The 16,976-nt window shown below is 73.1% G+C and carries 16 protein-coding genes; 4 read left to right on the top strand and 12 right to left on the bottom strand.

Annotated elements, in window-relative coordinates:
* Positions 1 to 136: 136 nt before the first annotated feature.
* Positions 137 to 1,060, bottom strand: coding sequence for a helix-turn-helix transcriptional regulator (locus tag OJ997_RS26620; RefSeq protein ID WP_270028333.1), 924 nt, complete (start codon positions 1,058 to 1,060; stop codon positions 137 to 139).
* Between the two features lie 43 nt (positions 1,061 to 1,103).
* Here OJ997_RS26620 and OJ997_RS26625 point away from each other — a divergent pair, with 43 nt between their 5' ends.
* Positions 1,104 to 1,493, top strand: a complete 390-nt coding sequence (locus OJ997_RS26625) for a hypothetical protein (RefSeq protein WP_270028334.1) — start codon at positions 1,104 to 1,106, stop codon at positions 1,491 to 1,493.
* Positions 1,493 to 1,939, top strand: a complete 447-nt coding sequence (locus tag OJ997_RS26630; RefSeq protein ID WP_270028335.1) for a hypothetical protein — start codon at positions 1,493 to 1,495, stop codon at positions 1,937 to 1,939. Before OJ997_RS26625 ends, OJ997_RS26630 begins: the two co-directional genes overlap by 1 nt.
* A gap of 92 nt (positions 1,940 to 2,031) precedes the next feature.
* Here the strand turns inward: OJ997_RS26630 and OJ997_RS26635 are convergent, their stop codons facing one another.
* The 4 genes from OJ997_RS26635 to OJ997_RS26650 form a co-directional block, all read right to left on the bottom strand.
* The gene (locus OJ997_RS26635) at positions 2,032 to 3,867 is read right to left on the bottom strand and encodes a transketolase (protein WP_270028336.1); all 1,836 of its coding nucleotides are present in this window, start codon (positions 3,865 to 3,867) and stop codon (positions 2,032 to 2,034) included.
* Positions 3,868 to 3,870: 3 nt separating this feature from the next.
* Positions 3,871 to 4,974, bottom strand: coding sequence for a transaldolase (gene tal / locus OJ997_RS26640; RefSeq protein ID WP_270028337.1), 1,104 nt, complete (start codon positions 4,972 to 4,974; stop codon positions 3,871 to 3,873).
* Positions 4,975 to 5,413: 439 nt separating this feature from the next.
* Positions 5,414 to 6,346: a homogentisate phytyltransferase gene (locus tag OJ997_RS26645; RefSeq protein WP_270028338.1), complete on the bottom strand. Its 933-nt coding sequence runs from the start codon at positions 6,344 to 6,346 to the stop codon at positions 5,414 to 5,416.
* Positions 6,343 to 7,149: a methyltransferase domain-containing protein gene (locus OJ997_RS26650; RefSeq protein WP_270028339.1), complete on the bottom strand. Its 807-nt coding sequence runs from the start codon at positions 7,147 to 7,149 to the stop codon at positions 6,343 to 6,345. Before OJ997_RS26650 ends, OJ997_RS26645 begins: the two co-directional genes overlap by 4 nt.
* Positions 7,150 to 7,169: 20 nt before the next feature.
* Between OJ997_RS26650 and OJ997_RS26655 the strand changes: the two genes are divergently transcribed.
* Both OJ997_RS26655 and OJ997_RS26660 read left to right on the top strand, forming a co-directional pair.
* Positions 7,170 to 7,703, top strand: coding sequence for a hypothetical protein (locus tag OJ997_RS26655; RefSeq protein ID WP_270028340.1), 534 nt, complete (start codon positions 7,170 to 7,172; stop codon positions 7,701 to 7,703).
* Between the two features lie 63 nt (positions 7,704 to 7,766).
* Positions 7,767 to 10,109, top strand: coding sequence for a SpoIIE family protein phosphatase (locus tag OJ997_RS26660; RefSeq protein WP_270028341.1), 2,343 nt, complete (start codon positions 7,767 to 7,769; stop codon positions 10,107 to 10,109).
* Here OJ997_RS26660 and OJ997_RS26665 read toward each other — a convergent pair.
* The 7 genes from OJ997_RS26665 to OJ997_RS26690 all read right to left on the bottom strand — a co-directional run bounded on the left by OJ997_RS26665 (position 10,096) and on the right by OJ997_RS26690 (position 16,940).
* Positions 10,096 to 10,851 carry a tocopherol cyclase family protein gene (locus tag OJ997_RS26665; protein WP_270028342.1) on the bottom strand — a complete coding sequence of 252 codons (756 nt, stop codon included), beginning with the start codon at positions 10,849 to 10,851 and terminating at the stop codon, positions 10,096 to 10,098. The genes OJ997_RS26660 and OJ997_RS26665 overlap by 14 nt on opposite strands.
* Before the next feature lie 113 nt (positions 10,852 to 10,964).
* Positions 10,965 to 11,369 carry a putative universal stress family protein gene (locus tag OJ997_RS26670; protein ID WP_270028343.1) on the bottom strand — a complete coding sequence of 135 codons (405 nt, stop codon included), beginning with the start codon at positions 11,367 to 11,369 and terminating at the stop codon, positions 10,965 to 10,967.
* Positions 11,366 to 12,535 (bottom strand): MGH1-like glycoside hydrolase domain-containing protein, encoded by a 1,170-nt coding sequence (locus tag OJ997_RS38165; protein WP_372517938.1) that lies wholly within the window; start codon positions 12,533 to 12,535, stop codon positions 11,366 to 11,368. The genes OJ997_RS26670 and OJ997_RS38165 overlap by 4 nt, the downstream gene beginning before the upstream one ends.
* A gap of 31 nt (positions 12,536 to 12,566) precedes the next feature.
* Positions 12,567 to 13,328 carry a DUF2334 domain-containing protein gene (locus OJ997_RS26675; RefSeq protein ID WP_270028344.1) on the bottom strand — a complete coding sequence of 254 codons (762 nt, stop codon included), beginning with the start codon at positions 13,326 to 13,328 and terminating at the stop codon, positions 12,567 to 12,569.
* Complete coding sequence (locus tag OJ997_RS26680) at positions 13,325 to 14,443, bottom strand: glycosyltransferase (RefSeq protein WP_270028345.1); 1,119 nt, start codon at positions 14,441 to 14,443, stop codon at positions 13,325 to 13,327. The genes OJ997_RS26675 and OJ997_RS26680 overlap by 4 nt, the downstream gene beginning before the upstream one ends.
* The gene (locus OJ997_RS26685; RefSeq protein ID WP_270028346.1) at positions 14,440 to 14,697 is read right to left on the bottom strand and encodes a hypothetical protein; all 258 of its coding nucleotides are present in this window, start codon (positions 14,695 to 14,697) and stop codon (positions 14,440 to 14,442) included. The genes OJ997_RS26680 and OJ997_RS26685 overlap by 4 nt, the downstream gene beginning before the upstream one ends.
* Positions 14,694 to 16,940 carry a glycosyltransferase gene (locus tag OJ997_RS26690; protein ID WP_270028347.1) on the bottom strand — a complete coding sequence of 749 codons (2,247 nt, stop codon included), beginning with the start codon at positions 16,938 to 16,940 and terminating at the stop codon, positions 14,694 to 14,696. The genes OJ997_RS26685 and OJ997_RS26690 overlap by 4 nt, the downstream gene beginning before the upstream one ends.
* Positions 16,941 to 16,976: the final 36 nt, after the last annotated feature.

A 16,976-nucleotide genomic window follows, 5' to 3' on the forward strand; every position in this document is an offset into this window, starting at 1 on the left:
CTCGCGCCGCCCGCCAACGCCGCGCACTCGCGCCGCCCGCCAACGACGCGCACTCGCGCCGCCGCCGCGCGCGACGCGCACTCGCGCCGCCCGCCCACCACGCGCACTCGCACCGCCCGCCCACGACGCACCGTCCCTACACCGCGGCCAATCGAGCCCCCAGCGCCCGTACGGCGTCCCGCAGCTCCTCCGGCCGCACCACCTCGAACGCGCACCCCGCCCCGGCGAGCAGCCCCGCGGCCCAGTCCAGCGAGTCGGCCCGGAGCGTCAACCGCGTCTCGTCCCCGACCGCGTCCAGCTCCGCCAACGTCGCCGGGAACCGTCGCGCGGCCTCCTCGACCGAGCACGCCAGCACCACTTCGACCTCGTAGCGCCACGGCACCCGGGCCAGTGACCGGCTGACGAACGCCGTCGCGTCGAAGCCTTCGGGCGCGGGGACCCCCGTGCCGCCGACATCCACGAGTGACACGCGGTCCGCTCGTAGGAGTCGCAGCGACTCGCGGACGTGGTCGAAGCCGGCCACGTACCAGCGTCCGCCGTGCGCGACGACGCCGTGCGGGCTGAGCTCGCGCGCGGTCTCCACGCCGGCGGAGTCCGTGTAGATCACGGCGACCCTTCGCCCGCGCGCCGCGGCGTCCGCCAGCGCGAGCAGGGTCTCGCCGTCCGGGGGAGCGGCTTCGACCTCGCCGGTGAACCCCAGGACGGAGTCCAGCGACTCCACGCCGCGGCGCATGCGGTCGGGCAGCACGCGCCGGACCTTGCCGAGCGCGCTGTCGGCCTCCAGCCCGAGTCGGCGCGCCGCGAGCAGCCCGAGGGCGACCGCCGCGGCCTCGCCACTGGTGAACATCAGCGGCGGCACACGAAACCCGGGCTTCAACCGATAGCTGCCGCCGCGGCCGCGCTCGCCCTCGACGGGGATGCCGAGGTCGCGCAAGGCGACGATGTCGCGGCGCACCGTGCGGACGTCGACGCCGAGCCGGCGCGCGAGCTCCGGCCCCGTCGCGGTGCCGCGGTCCTGCAGGGCCTCGAGCAACTCGAGGACGCGTCCCGCCTTCGCCATTAGAGGACCGATTCTGCCCTGTTTACCGCGTACGGTCCACCCCATGCCCCACGAACCCCGGAACATCACCTTCCTCGGCCGAGACGGAGAGACCAAGCACTACGGCATCGGCGACCCGGATGCGGCGCATGTCGAAGCGCTCCGCGCGCGGGCGCGTGCGGACGCGCCCGGCTTCACGATCGCCCACCGCGGCGTATCGGCGGCGCTGAGCCTCGTCTACTGGTGGGCGAACGAGAACGAGCTGCACGCGCAGTTCTTCGTCGCGCCGCTGGACGAGCCGGGCGCGCTGGAGCCGTACGTGAGCACCGGGATCACCTGCGTGTGGGAGATGGAGGTGCTGGACTTCGAGCGCCGCGCGTGGCTGCAGGACGTCCTGATCGACGACGATCTCGAGGCCTACCTCGAGCGTGCGCTGGAGCCGGTGGCGGTCTGATGCCGGTCACCGACTTCGACTTCCTCCCGGGCCGCTGGGAGATCACCAACCACAAGCTCGTCGACGGCGAGTGGCAGACGTTCACGGCCACCTCGACGGCCTTCGCGATGCTGGGAGGGGTCGGTAACCACGACCACTTCGTGACCGACGGCTACGAGGGCTTCAGCCTGCGGCTGCACGATCCCGAGCGAGACGTGTGGCGGATCTGGTGGTCCTCGACGCAGCGCCCGGGCCGGCTGGACCCGCCCGTCGAGGGGCGCTTCCACGGTGACGGGACCGCGACCTTCGAAGCCGACGACGTGCTCGACGGCGTCCCGCTGCGGATGCGGTTCGTGTGGTCGGACATCACGGGCGAGTCCGCGCGCTGGGAGCAGTTCTTCTCCTACGACGGCGGCGGGAGCTGGGAGTCCAACTGGATCATGGAGCTGCGCCGCACGGGCGCCTGACGATGGTCGCACGCGTCACGCAGGCCGCGCCGCATCGGCGCCGCGCGCTCGCGTCGCGCCCCGTCACCGGGGCGCGACGGGGGCACGGGTGTCTATGCCGGGGTGGCGACGAGCTTCTGCGCCGCGTCGGCGATGGCGTCGGCGTCGATCTTGGCGCCGTGCAGCAGCTCTTCTGGCGTGCCGGAGCCGGGGATCTCACGGACGGCGAGCTTGACGACGTGCGCCTGCTCGTCACCCGCGGCCAGCGCTTCCAGGACGGCGTCGCCGAGGCCGCCCTCGGGGGCGTGGTCCTCGACGGTCACGATCGCGCCACAGTCACGGGCCGCGGCCCGGACGGCCTCGGCGTCGATCGGCTTGATCGAGTACGCGTCGAGCACGCGCGCCTTCACGCCGCCGTCGGCGAGCCGCTCGGCGGCCTTGACGGCCTCGTCGAGCGTGATGCCGGTGGCGATGATGGCCACGTCGTCGCCCTCGTGGGCGATGCGCGAGCCGCCGATGCGCACGTCCTCGTCCGGCGCGGTGCGCACCGGGGTCTTGGCGCGCAGGGTGCGGATGAACGAGATGCCGTCCTGGTCGGCCAGCGCCGCCACGAGCTTCGCCGTCTGCTGCGCGTCGCTCGGCTGCAGCACGGTCGAGCCGTGGATCGCGCGGATCGAGGCGATGTCCTCGAGCGCCATCTGGGAAGGGCCGTCCTCGCCGATGGAGACGCCGGCGTGCGAGCCGCTGAGCACGAACTTCGCGCGCGAGATCGCCGCCATGCGGACGAAGTCGTACGCGCGCGACAGGAACGCCGCGAACGTGGACACGTACGGCGTCCAGCCGCGCACCTGCATGCCCACGCCGGCCGCGACGAGCTGCTGCTCGGCGATGAACATCTCGAAGTAGCGGTCCGGGTGCGCTTCGCGGAAGTCTTCGGAGTGCGTGGAGTTGGACACCTCGCCGTCCAGCGCCACGACGTCGCCGCGGAGGTTCGCCAGCGCGGCGATCGTCTCGCCGTAGGCCTTGCGGGTCGCGACCTCGTCGCCCAGCGCGTAGCTCGGCAGCTCGCCGCCGGGGGTCTCGAACACGTGCGGCGTGCCCGGCTCGGGCTGGGCCACGTCGACGGACAGCGAACGCTCGCCGCCCAGCTCCGCGATCGCGCCCTCGGGATCGTCGAGCGGCTTGCCGTGCTTGCCGAGCTCGTTCTCCACGGCCTTCACGCCGCGGCCCTTCATCGTCTTGGCGACGATCGCGACGGGCTGGCCCTTCGTCGCCTCGGCCTCGGCGTAGGCGGCCTCGATCGCCTCGACGTCGTGGCCGTCGACCGCGATCGCCTTCCAGCCGAACGCCTCGATGCGGCGGACGTAGCCGTCGAGGTCCCAGCCGAGCATCGTCTCGCGCGTCTGGCCCAGGCGGTTGACGTCGATGATCGCCGTGAGGTTGTCGAGCCCTTCCCAGCCGGCGTGCTGGAAGGCCTCCCACATCGAGCCCTCGGCCATCTCGGAGTCGCCGCACAGCACCCACACGCGGTACGGGAGCTTGTCGAGCGAGCGGCCGGCCATCGCGACGCCCACGCCGATCGGCAGGCCCTGGCCGAGCGAGCCGGTGGCGACGTCGGTCGGCGGGATGCGCGGGGTCGGGTGGCCTTCGAGGCGCGAGCCGAGCTTGCGGAAGGTCAGCAGCTCTTCGTCGTCGATCGCGCTGACGGCTTTGAGCACCGAGTAGTACAGCGGCGAAGCGTGGCCCTTGGAGAAGATCAGGTGGTCGTTCGCCGGGTTGTCCGGGTTGGTGTAGTCCAGCCGGAGATGGCCGTCGATGAGCACCGCCATGAGGTCGGCGGCGGACATCGAGGAGGTGGGGTGGCCGGAGCCCGCAGCGGCGGAGGTGCGGATGGAGTCCACCCGCAGCTGCTGGCCGAGCTCCCGCCGGAAGTCGGCGTCGTGAGCCATGCCCTACGCCGCCACGAGCGTCTTGAGCTTGGTCTCGAGGCCCTCGATCAGGTCGGCGAAGGACTTGGCGAACTTCTCCACGCCCTCGCGCTCGAGCACCTGCACGACGTCGTCGTAGGACACGCCGGCCGACTCGTAGCGGTCGAGGATGCGGCTCGCTTCCTCCGTGTCGTCGAGGATCGTGTCGCCGCGGATGTCGCCGTGGTCCAGGACGGCCTCGACGAGCTCGCGCGGCATCGTGTTGACCGTGTCGGGGCCGACGAGCTCCTCGACGTAGACCGTGTCCTTGTAGTCCGGGTTCTTGACGCCGGTCGAAGCCCACAGGCAACGCTGCTTGGTCGCGCCCTTGGCTTCGAGCGCCTTCCACTCGGGGCTGCTGAAGACCTGTTCGTAGGTCTGGTAGGCGAGCTTGGCGTTGGCGATCGCGAGCTTGCCGAGCAGGTCGTCGTGCCCGCCGATCTCCTTGAGGCGCTTGTCGGCCTCGGTGTCCACGCGCGAGACGAAGAAGGAAGCCACGGAAGCGACCGTCTTCGGATCGCCGCCGCCGTCGACGAGGCGCTGGACGCCGCGGACGTAGGCCTCGGCGACCGCGCGGTGGCGCTCGAGGGAGAAGATCAGCGTGACGTTGACCGGGATGCCGCCGGCGACCGTGTCCTCGATGGCCTGCAGGCCTTCGAGCGTCGCGGGGATCTTGATCAGGAGGTTGGGGCGGTCGACGAGCTCGAAGAGGCGGATCGCCTCGGACTTCGTCTTGTCGGTGTCGTGCGCGAGGTTCGGGTCGACCTCGAGCGAGACCCAGCCGTCCTGGGCCTTGCCCTTGTCCCAGACGGGGCGCAGGATGTCGCAGGCGTCGCGGATGTCGTCCTTCGCGAGCTGCCAGAAGATCTCCTTGGCGTCATCGTGCTCGGCGCTGAGCTCGCGGATCTGGTCGTCGTAGGCGTCGCCTTCGGCGATGGCGCCCTGGAAGATCGTCGGGTTGGACGTGACACCCTCGACTCCCTGCTCGACAAGGCCCTTGAGGTCGCCGTCCTTCACGAACGTGCGCGAGAGGAAGTCGATCCAGACGCTCTGGCCGCGCTCGGCCAACTGCTGGAGCGGAGTGCTCATTGGGCGGTCCTTTCAAAGGGGGTTCCTACACAGTGACACTCCCCTTCTGGGCTTCCGGGCTAACGAACGGTGAACCCGCCCGAGTGGGGGGAAGACCGTCGGCTAGCTGGTGCGATGAAAGCGGGACGCCGCGCGGCGCTGCGGCGTCCCCGCGATCAACGTGGCCGGCCCGAGAGCTCGCGCAGCCAAGCGGCTACGGCTTGCTCATCGCGCCTGGACTCCCGCCGACGAGCGGCGCGCGCTTGGGAGGCCGTGATGGTGTTCGGCTCGGGCTGCCGGACGAAGCGCTGAGAGGGTGTCGTGGGGGGACGACCCTGGCGCGGTTGCTGGTCCGCCTCAGAGGCAATCGACATTGCTGACAAACCTACCTGGCCGAATGGGGGATGTCCACGCCTCTCGGGCCAACGGTGAAGCTTTGTTCTCGACCTGACGTCGAAAATCACCAGTTTGCGAGACAGGCGGCGGGCACCAGCAGATACTCCAAGAAGAAGAGCATCCAGACGCGCATGTAGAACCGCGTGAATTCGGTGTGACAGCTGGGATTGGCGGCTCTCGCCCAGTGCAGCAGCAGGCCCGCCGCGAGCGCGTGTCCGAGCGCCAACACGAACGGATTCGCGTACTCCGTCAGCAGCGGCGGCGCAACCACGATCATCCCGGCGTAGGCAATGAACAGGGCTGCCAAACCCGCCCGGAACACCCGCTCGGGCCCGAGCCGCACGGTGAACGTGCGGATGCTGTACCGGCGGTCCCCTTCGAGGTCCGGAACGTCCTTGAGGATCGCGATCGCGAGGCTGAACGGCAGCACGAACAGGCACAGCGCGACCACCGGCGGGTCGATGCGCCCCGCGAAGTGCCAGTACACGCCGAGGTTGACCACGACGGACCGCACACCGGAGATGCACAGCGAAGCCGCGACCGGATATCGCTTGAGCCGGAAGGGCGGCAGCGAGTACAGCGCCCCGACGGCCAGGCCGGCCGCGACCGCGCCCGTCTCCACCGCTCCCTGCGTGAGCGCCATCCCGAGCGGCAGCACGCTGCATACGACCACGATCACCGTCGCGGCCCGCAGGCTCAGCTCCCCGGCCGCGATCGGCAGGAACGGCTTGTTGACGCGATCGATCTCGACGTCCGTGAGCTGGTTGACCCCGACGATCGCGACGTTCACCGCGAGGCCGGCGACGAGCGTCGCCACCAGATCCCACACGGGCGGCGCCACGTCGAGCGTCGTCGCCGCGATCGCCCACAGCCCGAGCACCGACAGCGCGGTGCCGATGACGGTGTGCGGCCGCGAGAACCGCCACAGCACGAGCACGGGGTTCGCCCGCGCGGACACGGCGGCCCGGGACTGCGGCGCCGTGCCCGTTCCGCTCACGTCGCGGCCGCCCGCCGTGCTCTTCGGGCGCGGAAGGCCAGCACCGCCGCGATCGGCACGAACGCCGCGCCCGCCGCGGAGCCCGCCACGAACCGGACGGCGAACTTCAGCGGGCTCGCGGGCGACTCCTCGGCCGGTGCCGCGCGCGCGGCCGGCGACGGTCCCGGCGCGGGCTTGACGCCGCTCACCGCGAGCGCGTACGGGACGCGCTGGTCGCGGTACCAGTCCGGCGCGAGCGAGACCGTGCGCACGTCGGTGAAGCCCGCGGTCTCCATCCAGCCCGTGTAGTCCTCGGCGGGCGGGAACAGCATCCACGCCTCGGCCAGGGCGCGCGCCACGCGGTTGGCCGGGCGGACCGGGCCGATCACGAGCGCCGTGCCACCGGCCCGCGTGACGCGGTAGGCCTCGGCGATGCCCTGCTGCGGGTCGGGCCAGTACTCGATCGAGCCGGCGGAGACGTAGCGGTCGAAGCGGTCGTCCTCGAACGGCAGCGCCTCGGCGTCGCCGATCATCCGCGGGCAGGCGGCGAGCGCGGGCTTGGTCCGCGAGCGCTGCAGCTGGTGGGGGCTCTGGTCGAGCATCGTCACGTCGGCCGCGTCCACGCGCGCCACGATGCCCTCGGTGGTGAAGCCGGTGCCGGCGCCCGCGTCGAGGACCTGCTGGCCGGGCTCCAGGTGCGCGGCATCCAGCGCCAGGGCGCGCATCTCGGTGGTCCAGAACAGCGGGTTCACCCACCGGTCGTAACCCAGCGACAGGAACCGGTAGAACCAGAACGCCTCGCGTTTGTGCTGGATCAGTCGCATTGGTCGGGCACCATACGGCCATGAGCGAGGAGTTGGACCAGTGGCTGCCGGATCCCGTGATCCGGTCTCGCCACCGGCGCGAAGCGCGGGCGTCGGCGGACGCGTTGTGGGCGGCCGCGACCGCGATCCGGCTCGAGGAGACACGCCGGCTCGGCCCGCTCATCGGCTGGCGCATCCCAGGGGTGACAGGGTCCTCCACGTATCACGAGCTCTTCCGCGCCTACCCCTTCAGCGTCCTGGATGAATCGGAGCTTGGCCTGGTGTCCGGCCTGTGCGGCCGGATCTGGACGCTGGCGCGCGACTATCCCGCGCTCGACGGCGCTGATGCCTTTGCCGCATGGGACGAGCCGGGCACCGTCCGCGTCGCCTTCGCGCACGGCGCGCGAGCGCTCGGGGACGGTCGCGCCGAGCTGTGGTCGGAGGCGCGCGTGCAGCCCGTCGACACGCGCGCGCGGCTGCGGTTGAAGGCCGTTTGGGCACTGGTCGGCCCGTTCGAGCGGCTCGTCGGCGCGGAGCCGCTGGAGCTCGCCGTGCGCCGGGCCGAAAACGCCTGACCAATGTCGCAACCGCGCCCGAAAAGCGCCCCGGGCCGACGCAACGTCAATATCCTCGCGGCCATGGAGGCGGACCCGGCCCGGATCGAGGCGGCTCGACGCCTGCTGGCGGAGGTTCCCGGTGAGGCGATCGATCGCCTGGCCGCGCTCAGCGCACGGCTGCTCGGCGCCACCCACGCGCAGGTCTCGCTGTTCACGGACGTGCAGGTGCCGCTCACGCCGCCCACGCCGAGGCGTCCGCCTGCGGACGTGCTCGCCGCCGCCACCTTCGCCGACGCGCCGGCGCCCGCGCAGCCGGGCATCGGCGCCTATCTGGGGGCGACGATCGATGCCGACGGCCATCGGGTCGGCGTCCTCTGCGTGTACGACGCGCAGGAGTTCGCCTGGACCGAGCACGACCAGGACCTGCTCAAGGAGCTCGCGGCGGCCGTCGCGGCCGAGCTCGAGCGCGGGTCGCTCGCCGCCGAGCTGGAGGACAGCACCGCGCGCTTGGACCTCGGCTTCGCCGCGGCGGACATCGGCAGCTTCGATTGGGACCTGCAGACCGACGCGCTGCACTTCGACGACCGGCTGCTCGAGCTCTTCGGCTACACGCTCGAGACGTGGACGCCGCACATCGACTCGTTCTCCGTGCGGCTGCACGCCGACGACCTCCCGCGCACCCAGGCGGCGATCGCGAAGGCGATCGAGCACTGCGGCGACTATGAGGCCGACTACCGGGTCGTGCACGCCGACGGCAGCACCCGCTGGGTCGCGGCGCGCGGTCGCGTGCTGTGCGACGAGCGCGGGAAGCCCGCGCGGATGCTGGGCGCCGCGTACGACACGACCGCGGTCCACAGCGCGGCCGAACGGCTGGGACGCGTGCTCGAGACGATGAGCACCGCGTTCATGACCTTGGACCTCAACTGGAGGTTCAGGTATGTCAATGGCGCGGCGGAGCGGATGCTCGGCCACGGCCGCTACGACCTGGTCGGCCAGGACCTTTGGGCCAAGCTCCCGGAGCTGCGCAACAGCGAGGCCGAGCGCAAGTACCGGCGCGCGCTCGAGTCCGGCGAGGAGGTCGGGTTCGAGCACTACCACCCGACGCTGGACGCCTGGTTCGACGTGCGCGCGATCCCCAGCGAGGACGGCCTCTCGGTCTACTTCCACGACATCACCGGCCGCGTGCGCGCCGAGCAGGACGCCGCGCGGCTCGCGGGTGAGCGCGAGGACGCGCTCGCCGCCAGCGGCGCCGCCACCGGCCGACTGCAGATCCTCAGCGGCGCCAGCGCCCGCCTCGCCGGCACGCTGGAGGCCGAGGAGATCCTCACGATCCTCTCCGACGTGCTCCTCAACGGCTTCGGCAGCGGCGTCGTGATCGCGCTCAAGGACCGCCTCATCCGCGACCTCGAAGGCCAGGAGACGACGACGGCCGGCCCGGGCTTTCGGATCGCGCACACCGCGAACACGGACGAGGTGCTCAGGGGCCGGTTCCTCCCGGCCGGCGCGCTCGCCGCGGCCGCGGTGCAGGAGCAGCCGGCGAGCACGTTCGACGTGTCGCTCGGCGGCCGGCTCGCGCTCACGCTCCCGCTCGTCTCGCGCGGCCGCATGCTCGGCGCGATCCTGGTGCTCGACCCGGCCTCCAGCGCGCTGGACCGGCGCGTGATGATCGAGCTCGCCGCGCGCGCCGGCGTCGCGCTCGACAACGCGATGCTGTTCGGTGCCGAACGGCGCATGGCGCTCACGCTCCAGCGCTCGCTGCTCCCCGCGGACCTGCCCGAGCGTCCCGGCATCGCACTCGCGGCGCGCTACCTGCCCGGCACGGGCGGCCGCGACGTCGGCGGCGACTTCTACATCGCCCACCCGCTCGAGGACGACCGGCTGCTGCTCGTGATCGGGGACGTGATGGGCCACGGCGCCCAGGCCGCCGCGCGGATGGGTCAGCTCCGCGCGGTGCTGGCCGCCTACGCCTACGACGGCGACCCGCCCGACCGCGTGCTCGCCCACCTCAGCGTCCGCGCGCCCGCCCTGCTCGACCTGCCGATGGCGACCGTGCTCGCGGCGGTCTACGACCCGACCGACCGCCGGCTGACGTTCTCACTCGCGGGGCATCTGCCGCCGCTGATCGTCGCCCCGGACCACGACGCCTACTTCGTCGCCGCCGACCCCGGCCCACCGCTCGGGACCCAGGTCGGCGAGTACGAGCGCCACGTGACGACGTTGCCGCCCGACGCGACGCTCGTCTTCTACACGGACGGCCTGATCGAGGAGCGCGACCGCGCGATCGACGCCGGCATGGAGGAGCTGCGCCGGGCCCTGACCGGCGTCGACCTCTCACCGGACGACGTCGCCGACCACCTGCTCACGGCGCTGGACCGGGAGCAGGGCGGCGAGGACGACATCGCGCTGCTCGTCATGCGGGCGTAGCGCCGTCCTCCAGCGCGGCCGTCGAGGACTCGCCCCGGAACCACACGCGCCGCCCGCGCCGGACGACCACGGACACCCGGCCCAGCAGGCTGTGCCGCGAGCGGACCTCGAGCCGCCGCTCGTCCGGGATCGGCACGGGCAGGTGCAGCGGCGCGTCCGCCTCGCCCTCGAGCTCCACCCGCCAGCGCCGGTTGGACGCGCGCACCGCCCACTCGCCGCCCCCGGCCCGTGCGACGGTGCGCGCGAACGGCGGCGCGAGCGTGACGAGCTCGTCCGGTGTCCACACCGCGACGGCGGTCGGCGCGACACCGTGCACGCGGCCGCCCGCGAACGCGACGAACTCCGCCTGTCCCCACCACCAGTGCGGCGCGAACACGGCGCCCCAGTTCTTCTCCGCGTACGCCGAGACCCCGTCCAACGACCGCGCCCCGAACGTCCCCGACACGCGCGCCGACAGCAGCCACGGCGCCCAGTACTGCCCGAGGAACGGCACCATCTGCGCCGGCCCGAGCGGGGAGAACGCCCGGCGAGGCCACTCGCGGCGATCATCGAACCGCACGTCCAGCCCCGGGCCGAGCTCCACGCGCAGCGATTCGCCGTCCGCCCGCAGCGGCCCGGCACGGACGCCGAGCCCGTCGGGGGAGAGCCAGGGGTCGTCGACGACCTCGGTCCACACCTCACCGGAGGACGACGCCAACGTGATCATCGCCCAGTCGCGGCACACACCCGCGATCGCGCACACGCTCCAGCCCGGCGCGGAGAAGCGCCAGTAGTACCCCTCGAGGCCGACGCCGTGCGCGCGCCGGTGGTCGCCGAACGGGCCGTCGGCCCCGGTCCGGCGGTACAGCCGCCGCGCTACCGGGAGATCAAGGAGTGGGTGACGGGGATGTTCCAGCGTGCCTGGCCGGCGGCGATCGCGTCGTTCTCGCGGTAGTCGCGGTCGCCTTCAGGGTGGGAGAAGATCACGATGCGATCGGCCTTGAAGGTCACCAACGCGTCGTCGATGGCCTGCGCCGGATCGGATTCTCCCACGTCGCCGGCGGCGTCGACGCCGTCCTCCTCCAGCCGCTCGACGGACTCGGTCTGGGCCTCCACCGCCTCGGCGATCGCCTCGTCGGGGTCTGACACCCAGAAGGCCAGCTTGGATTGGTTGGTGGCGGGCGAGAGCACGAGGACCTCGGCGTCCGCGATCTCGTCGCCGAGGGCGTCGCGCAGCACGGAGGAGTCGATCGGCTCAGGGGTGACGACGAGCAGTTTCACGCCGATCGCGCTACCCGCGGTCCGCTCGGGCAAAACCCGGTGGGCAGGTCGAGCGCGAGCGTGGCGAACCCGAACCGCTGCTCGCCGTGGCCAGCGCCGGTACGCGGGTGGTAGTACTCGCGGTAGCCGCTGCGCTCGACGGCGTCGAGCGCGCCCTGGGCGAGCGTGTCCGCCTCGTCGTCGGCGCCCAGCGCCCGCAACCCGCCGGTCAGCAGCCACGCGGTGTTCATCCACGCGGCGCCGCGCCAGGTGCGGTACGCGTTGAAGCCGGGCCGGAACGACGGCTCCTCCATCGACACCGACGGCACGCCGAAGCGAGCGAGGTAGCGCCGCGGGTGCAGCAGGTGCTCCTCGGCGACCCGGGTCCGGATCTCGACCGGGAGGTTGACCAAGGCGAGCGGCGCCAGCGACGACCAGGTGGAGACCTCGACGCGGCGCTCGTCCCGGCCGGCGAGGTCGAAGAACAGCCCGCGCTGCTCGTCCCAGCAGCGGTCCACCAGCGCGGCCTCGGTGCGCGCGGCGTACGCGTCCCACGCGGCGTCCCCGGTGAGCCGGGCGAGCGCGCGCAGGGAGAGCGCGTGGGCGGTGTTCATCAGCACGTCCTCGACGTGCTCGTCGGTGGTGCGGGTGAGCGTGGCGGCGCTCCACCCCGCCCGCCGGCAGCGCTGGACGAGCCGCGCGTAGCCGGGCTTCCAGTGCGCCATCCGGCCGAAGACCTGGTCGTACTTGGGCGAGTCGTCGAGGCCGGACTCGTCGGGCAGCAGGATCGTGATCAGGCCGTCGCCGTCGGGGTCGCGCTCGCGGATGAGCCAGGCGGCGTGCGCTTCGAGCGCGGCGAGGTCCTCGGCGGTCGCGCCGCCCGCGTACTCCCACGCGACCGGCAGCAGCGGCGTCTGGATCGACTCCGTGGCGGCGTCCCCCCGGTAGTTCGCGGTCGCGTAGAACGGCGCGCGGCGCCAGCGCGGCGACGCCTGCCAGAACGCGGTGTGCGGAACGAAGCCGTCGGGGCGGCCGGCGCGGACGAGCGTACGCAGCTCCGCCCGGGCGCGCTCGGGCTCCAGGTGCGACCACGCGACGGCGTGAAAGCACGAGTCCCAGCTCCACTGGTGCTGGTAGCGCCGCGGGGACGGGCACGTGAACGCGAACGGCGTCCCGTCGCGGCGGATGCCCTCGCGCCAGTTGGCGCGGAGGACGTCCTCAGCAGAGGTCGTCGTAGGACACCGCCGCTCGGTGTTGCGCGCGCTCCAGCACCCGCTCGACCGCGTCGACGTGGCGCGGGAGGTCGAAGTCGGCGGGGTGCAGGTCCAGCCGCAGCAGGTCACGGGAGAACCGCGCGCCGGCCCGCACGACCAGCGGTGACGTCCCGCGCTTGACCGAGCTGGACGTGCCGAGGCAGAGCGCGGGTGAGCGCGAGCTGGCGTTCCCGTGCAGGCCGAGCAGCGTCGCCCACCAGTCGAAGCGCTCGGCGAGCACGGCGCGCAGCGCGCCCGTGTAGGCGTAAGCGGGGGCGACGAACCCGCGCGGGGTGACGCCGGCGTCGACGAGCACGCGGCGGCCGGCCTCGACCGACTCGGCCGTGGCCTCGGCGCTCATCCCGGCGTACTCGGCCGCGATCCCGCCCTGCCAGTGGCGGACGATCCGCGTCCCGAACCGCGCGGGGCGCGTCTGGCGGTGGCGCAGGCCGTGCTGGGCGATCGCGTCGCCCGCGTCCTGGCGGTCGAGCAGCCAGTAGGCGAGCTCGGGCGAGCGGGTGGCGAACGGGTGCAGCTGCGGCGCGGGGATCACGAGCAGCGTCACGCGATCGACCCCGCGGTCGTAGAGCCACTCGCGGATGTCGTGGCAGCGCCGGAACGTGGCCGGCTCGACGTCGTGCAGCGCGACCGCGAGCTTCGGACCGTCGATGCGCGAAGGCCGGGCGGCGACGTCGGTCGAGAAGCGGGGGAAGTCGGCGAGCGTCAAAGGGTCTCCAGGTCGGCGAGCTCGAGGGCGAAGGCGGTCTCCCAGCGGTGCGCGGCGGCGAAGCGGGCCGCGGCGAGCCGGTTGGGGGTGCGGGCGCGGGCACGCTCGACGGCCGCGAGCAGCGCGTCGACGTCCCCGGCCGGGAACGTCTCGGCCAGCGGGCCGATCACGTGCGCGGACGGCGCGGCCTCGCAGGCGACGACCGCCGCACCGCTGGCGGCGGCCTCGAAGGCGACGAGCCCGAACGTCTCCAGTGCCCCCGGCATGACCACGCAGCGGGCGGCCTCGTAGGCGCGGGCGAGCGTCTCGCGGTCGGCTTCGTGGCCGAGCATGCGGACGCGGTCGCTCAGGCCCAGCCGGCGGATCCGCGCGGCGACCTGCTGCTCGGCCGTGCCGGTGCCCATGAGCCACAGCGGCCACGGCTCCTCGGAACGGGCGGCGGCCTCGAGCAGCTCGAAGATGCCCTTCTCGCGGCCGAGCCGGCCGGCGTAGAGCACGTGGTCGCCGCGCTTGACCTCGCCGCTCGGGAAGAACGCGGGGTCGAGCCCGAAGCGCAGCGGGAGCGTCGCCTCGCGGCCGGTGTCCCGGAGCGGGTCGCACGCGGACATCACGGCGTCGACGTGCCCGTAGACGCGCTTGAGCCAGCGGCCGAGCGCGGGCCGGTAGAGCGCGTCGGGGCCGGGGAGCGCGGCGGCGTCGAGCGCGAGCGAGCCGTGGTGGACCATCACCACGCGCGCGCCGACCGATCGTGCGGCGGCCACCGCGGCCTTCGGCGCCCAGAACGGGTCGTGCAGGAGCACCACGTCGGGCTCGAGCTCGCGCAGCAGGTCGACGAGCGGCCGCGTGCCGAGCGGCCAGCGGTAGCCGTTGCTCGCCGCCACGCGCACGGACGGCAGCGCGCACGTCGGCCCGCTCACGTCGCGCTGCGCGCCGGGGATGACGAGCCGGTGCTCGAACTCCCCGGTCCGCGCGGCGTACGCGGCCTTGGCGTCCAGGTAGGTGCGGATGCCGCCGCTGCGCTCGCCGTAGAAGAGCGCGACGTCGACGACGCGCAGCGCCCGCCGCGAGGGGACGAGCCGCAGGGGCGCCCGCTCGGGAGCGAGCACCGCGCTCACGCGCGCGGCTCCCGGACGAGCGCGCGGCGGCGCAGCTCGAGGACGAGCGGGGTCTCGGGCAGGTGCGCGAACAGCGCGGCGTCACGCAGGCGGGGCGCGCCGAACGGTGTGATCGCGAGTGCGGGCGTCGCCGCGCGGGTCGGCGCGGCGACGTCGTCAAGGTCGAACCTAAAGGGGACAGTCCCCTTTAGGTTTGGGTCGTGTCGGTGCTGCGGTGCTGCCTGGTCGGGTGCTGCGGTGGTGCTTCGGGTCATGCCGCGCGGACCTGGCCGGTGGCCGCCGCGCGGGCGTCGATGGCGCGCATCCAGCCCGCGCCGAGGGCGGCCATCGAGGCCTCCCACGTGCGTTCGCGGACCGCGGCGAGACCGCCGCGCGCCAAGCGGGAACGGGCCGTGGGGGAAGAGGCGAGACCGGCGACCGCGTCCGCGATCGCGCTCGTCCGGGCCGGGCAGAGCATGCCCGTGCGGCCCGAGTCGATCAGCTCGGTCGGGCCGCCCGCCGCCACAGCGACGACGGGCAGGCCCGACGCCTGTGCCTCCAACACCACCTGCCCGAAGGTGTCGGTCTGTGAGCAGAAGAGGAACAGGTCGGCGTCCGCGTAGGCGCGGGCGAGCGCCTCGCCCTCGAGCCAGCCGAGAAACGTGCCCGCGCTGCCCAGGCGGGCGCGCAGCGTGTCCTCCTCGGGCCCGCCGCCGGCGAGCACGAGCTCCAGGCGCGGGTCGCGCGCCCGGGCGGCGAGGAACGCGTCGGCCAGCAGGTCGACGCCCTTCTCCTTCGTGAGCCGGCCCGCGTAGAGGACGCGGACCTTGCCGTCGCTGGAGCGGGTGCGCAGCGTCGGCGAGAAGCGCTCGACGTCCACGCCGCGGTCCCAGCGCCCCACCTGCTCGATGCCCATCGTCGCGAGCCGCGCGTCGGAGACCTTCGACGGCGAGAGCACAACGTCGCACGCGCCGTAGAAGGCGCCGAGCGCGGCCTCCATCGCGAAGCCGAGCTGCTCGTTCCCGCTGCGCAGCTGCGTGTAGGCGGTGAGCTCGGTGTGGTACGAGCCCGCGGTCGGCAGGCCGAGGACGCGCCCGATGAGCGCGCTCGCCACGCCCGCCGGACCCGGCGAGCAGAGGTGCAGCACGCCGTAGCGGCCTTCGCTCAGCGCCTCGACGACCGCCGGCAGCGACGGCACACCGACCCGCAGCCCGGCGTAGAACGGGATGTCGACCTCGGCCACCGCCGACAGCCGGCGGTCCACGTGCGGGTCGGTGCCGATGACCTCGACCTCGAAGCCCGGCACGCCGCGCTCGCGGATCTCGTCGATCGTGTGCGTCACGCCGTGCATCCCGCCGATCCCGTCGGCGACCAGCGCCACGCGGATCGGCTCGTTCTCGCGCCGAGCCAGCTTCTGCTTCTCGCGGCCGAGGAAGGCGGCGGCGGGCGCGTACGGGATCGCCGCGACGCACGCGCCGAACACCTCTTCGGCGGCCGCGTCGAGCTCACCCGGCGCCGCGATCGCCCGGGCGACCGCACGCTCGAGGCCACGCTCGTGGCAGCGCCGCGCGCGCCGCTCGAGGGCGGCGTGCGAGAAGCCGTCCGACTGGAGGAGGGCGAGCAGGTCACGCTCGCTCAGGCGCAGGTCCACCGCGTCCAGCCACGCGCGCAGCAGGGCCCGGCCGTCCTCGGGACAGAGGTCGGCGGCCATAGGGCCACTACGGGCATCGCCCTCCGTCATGACGCGCTCGACCATCCGCAGGACCGCGCTCGGGTCCGGTGCGCTGCTCGACTCGCCACGGCCCAGCGCGCGAACCGCCAGCGCCATCGCCGCGTGCGCCCACTTGGCCGCGGAGCCCTGGTCACCCTGGGCTTCGACGCGACCGGCGCGGATGTGCGCGAGGAACTCCGCCGGGCCGGGCGCGAAGGGCGTCTCCGACCACGTGCGACCGATGTCGACGCCGGCGTGATCGTCGGAGCCGCCGACCCCGATCCCGCCGTGCGTCTCCGTGTAGATCGCGGCGGGGTGGTTGAGCTCCGGGGCGCGCGAGCCGTTGCGCACCTCCCAGACGTCGAAGAGCTGCGCGAGCCGGCGCCGGTGGCGCGGCTGCAGCGGCGCCTCGACGGCGTAGAACGGGTGCGCGAGCGCGCACGTGATCTCGTTGGAGTGCAGGTAGTCGGCGACGATCTCGACGTCGTCGTTGTGCGCCTGCAGCCAGTCGTGGTCGTCGGGGGTGATGCCGAGGCAGAGCACGTGCACGGCCTGGGGCTCGCCCTTGAAGCCGACCGTCAGCTCTTCGGAGATGAACACGTCCGGCAGGTCGGCGATCGACAGGACGCCGTCGATGGTGTCGTGATCCGTGATGGTCACGAAGTCCATCCCGCGGCGCTTGGCCAGCGAGTAGACCTCTTCGGGCGGCGTCGCGCACTCCGGCAGGCCAAGAGCGCGCTGGACGCCGAGCTTGGAGACCTCAGATGCCGTGGAGTGGCAGTGGAGGTCTGCACGGCTGGTGGTCATGTCCGCAGAATCGCCCTGCTCAGCAGGTCTTTTGTG

This window comes from Solirubrobacter phytolaccae (assembly GCF_027587195.1).
GTDB lineage: Bacteria > Actinomycetota > Thermoleophilia > Solirubrobacterales > Solirubrobacteraceae > Solirubrobacter > Solirubrobacter phytolaccae.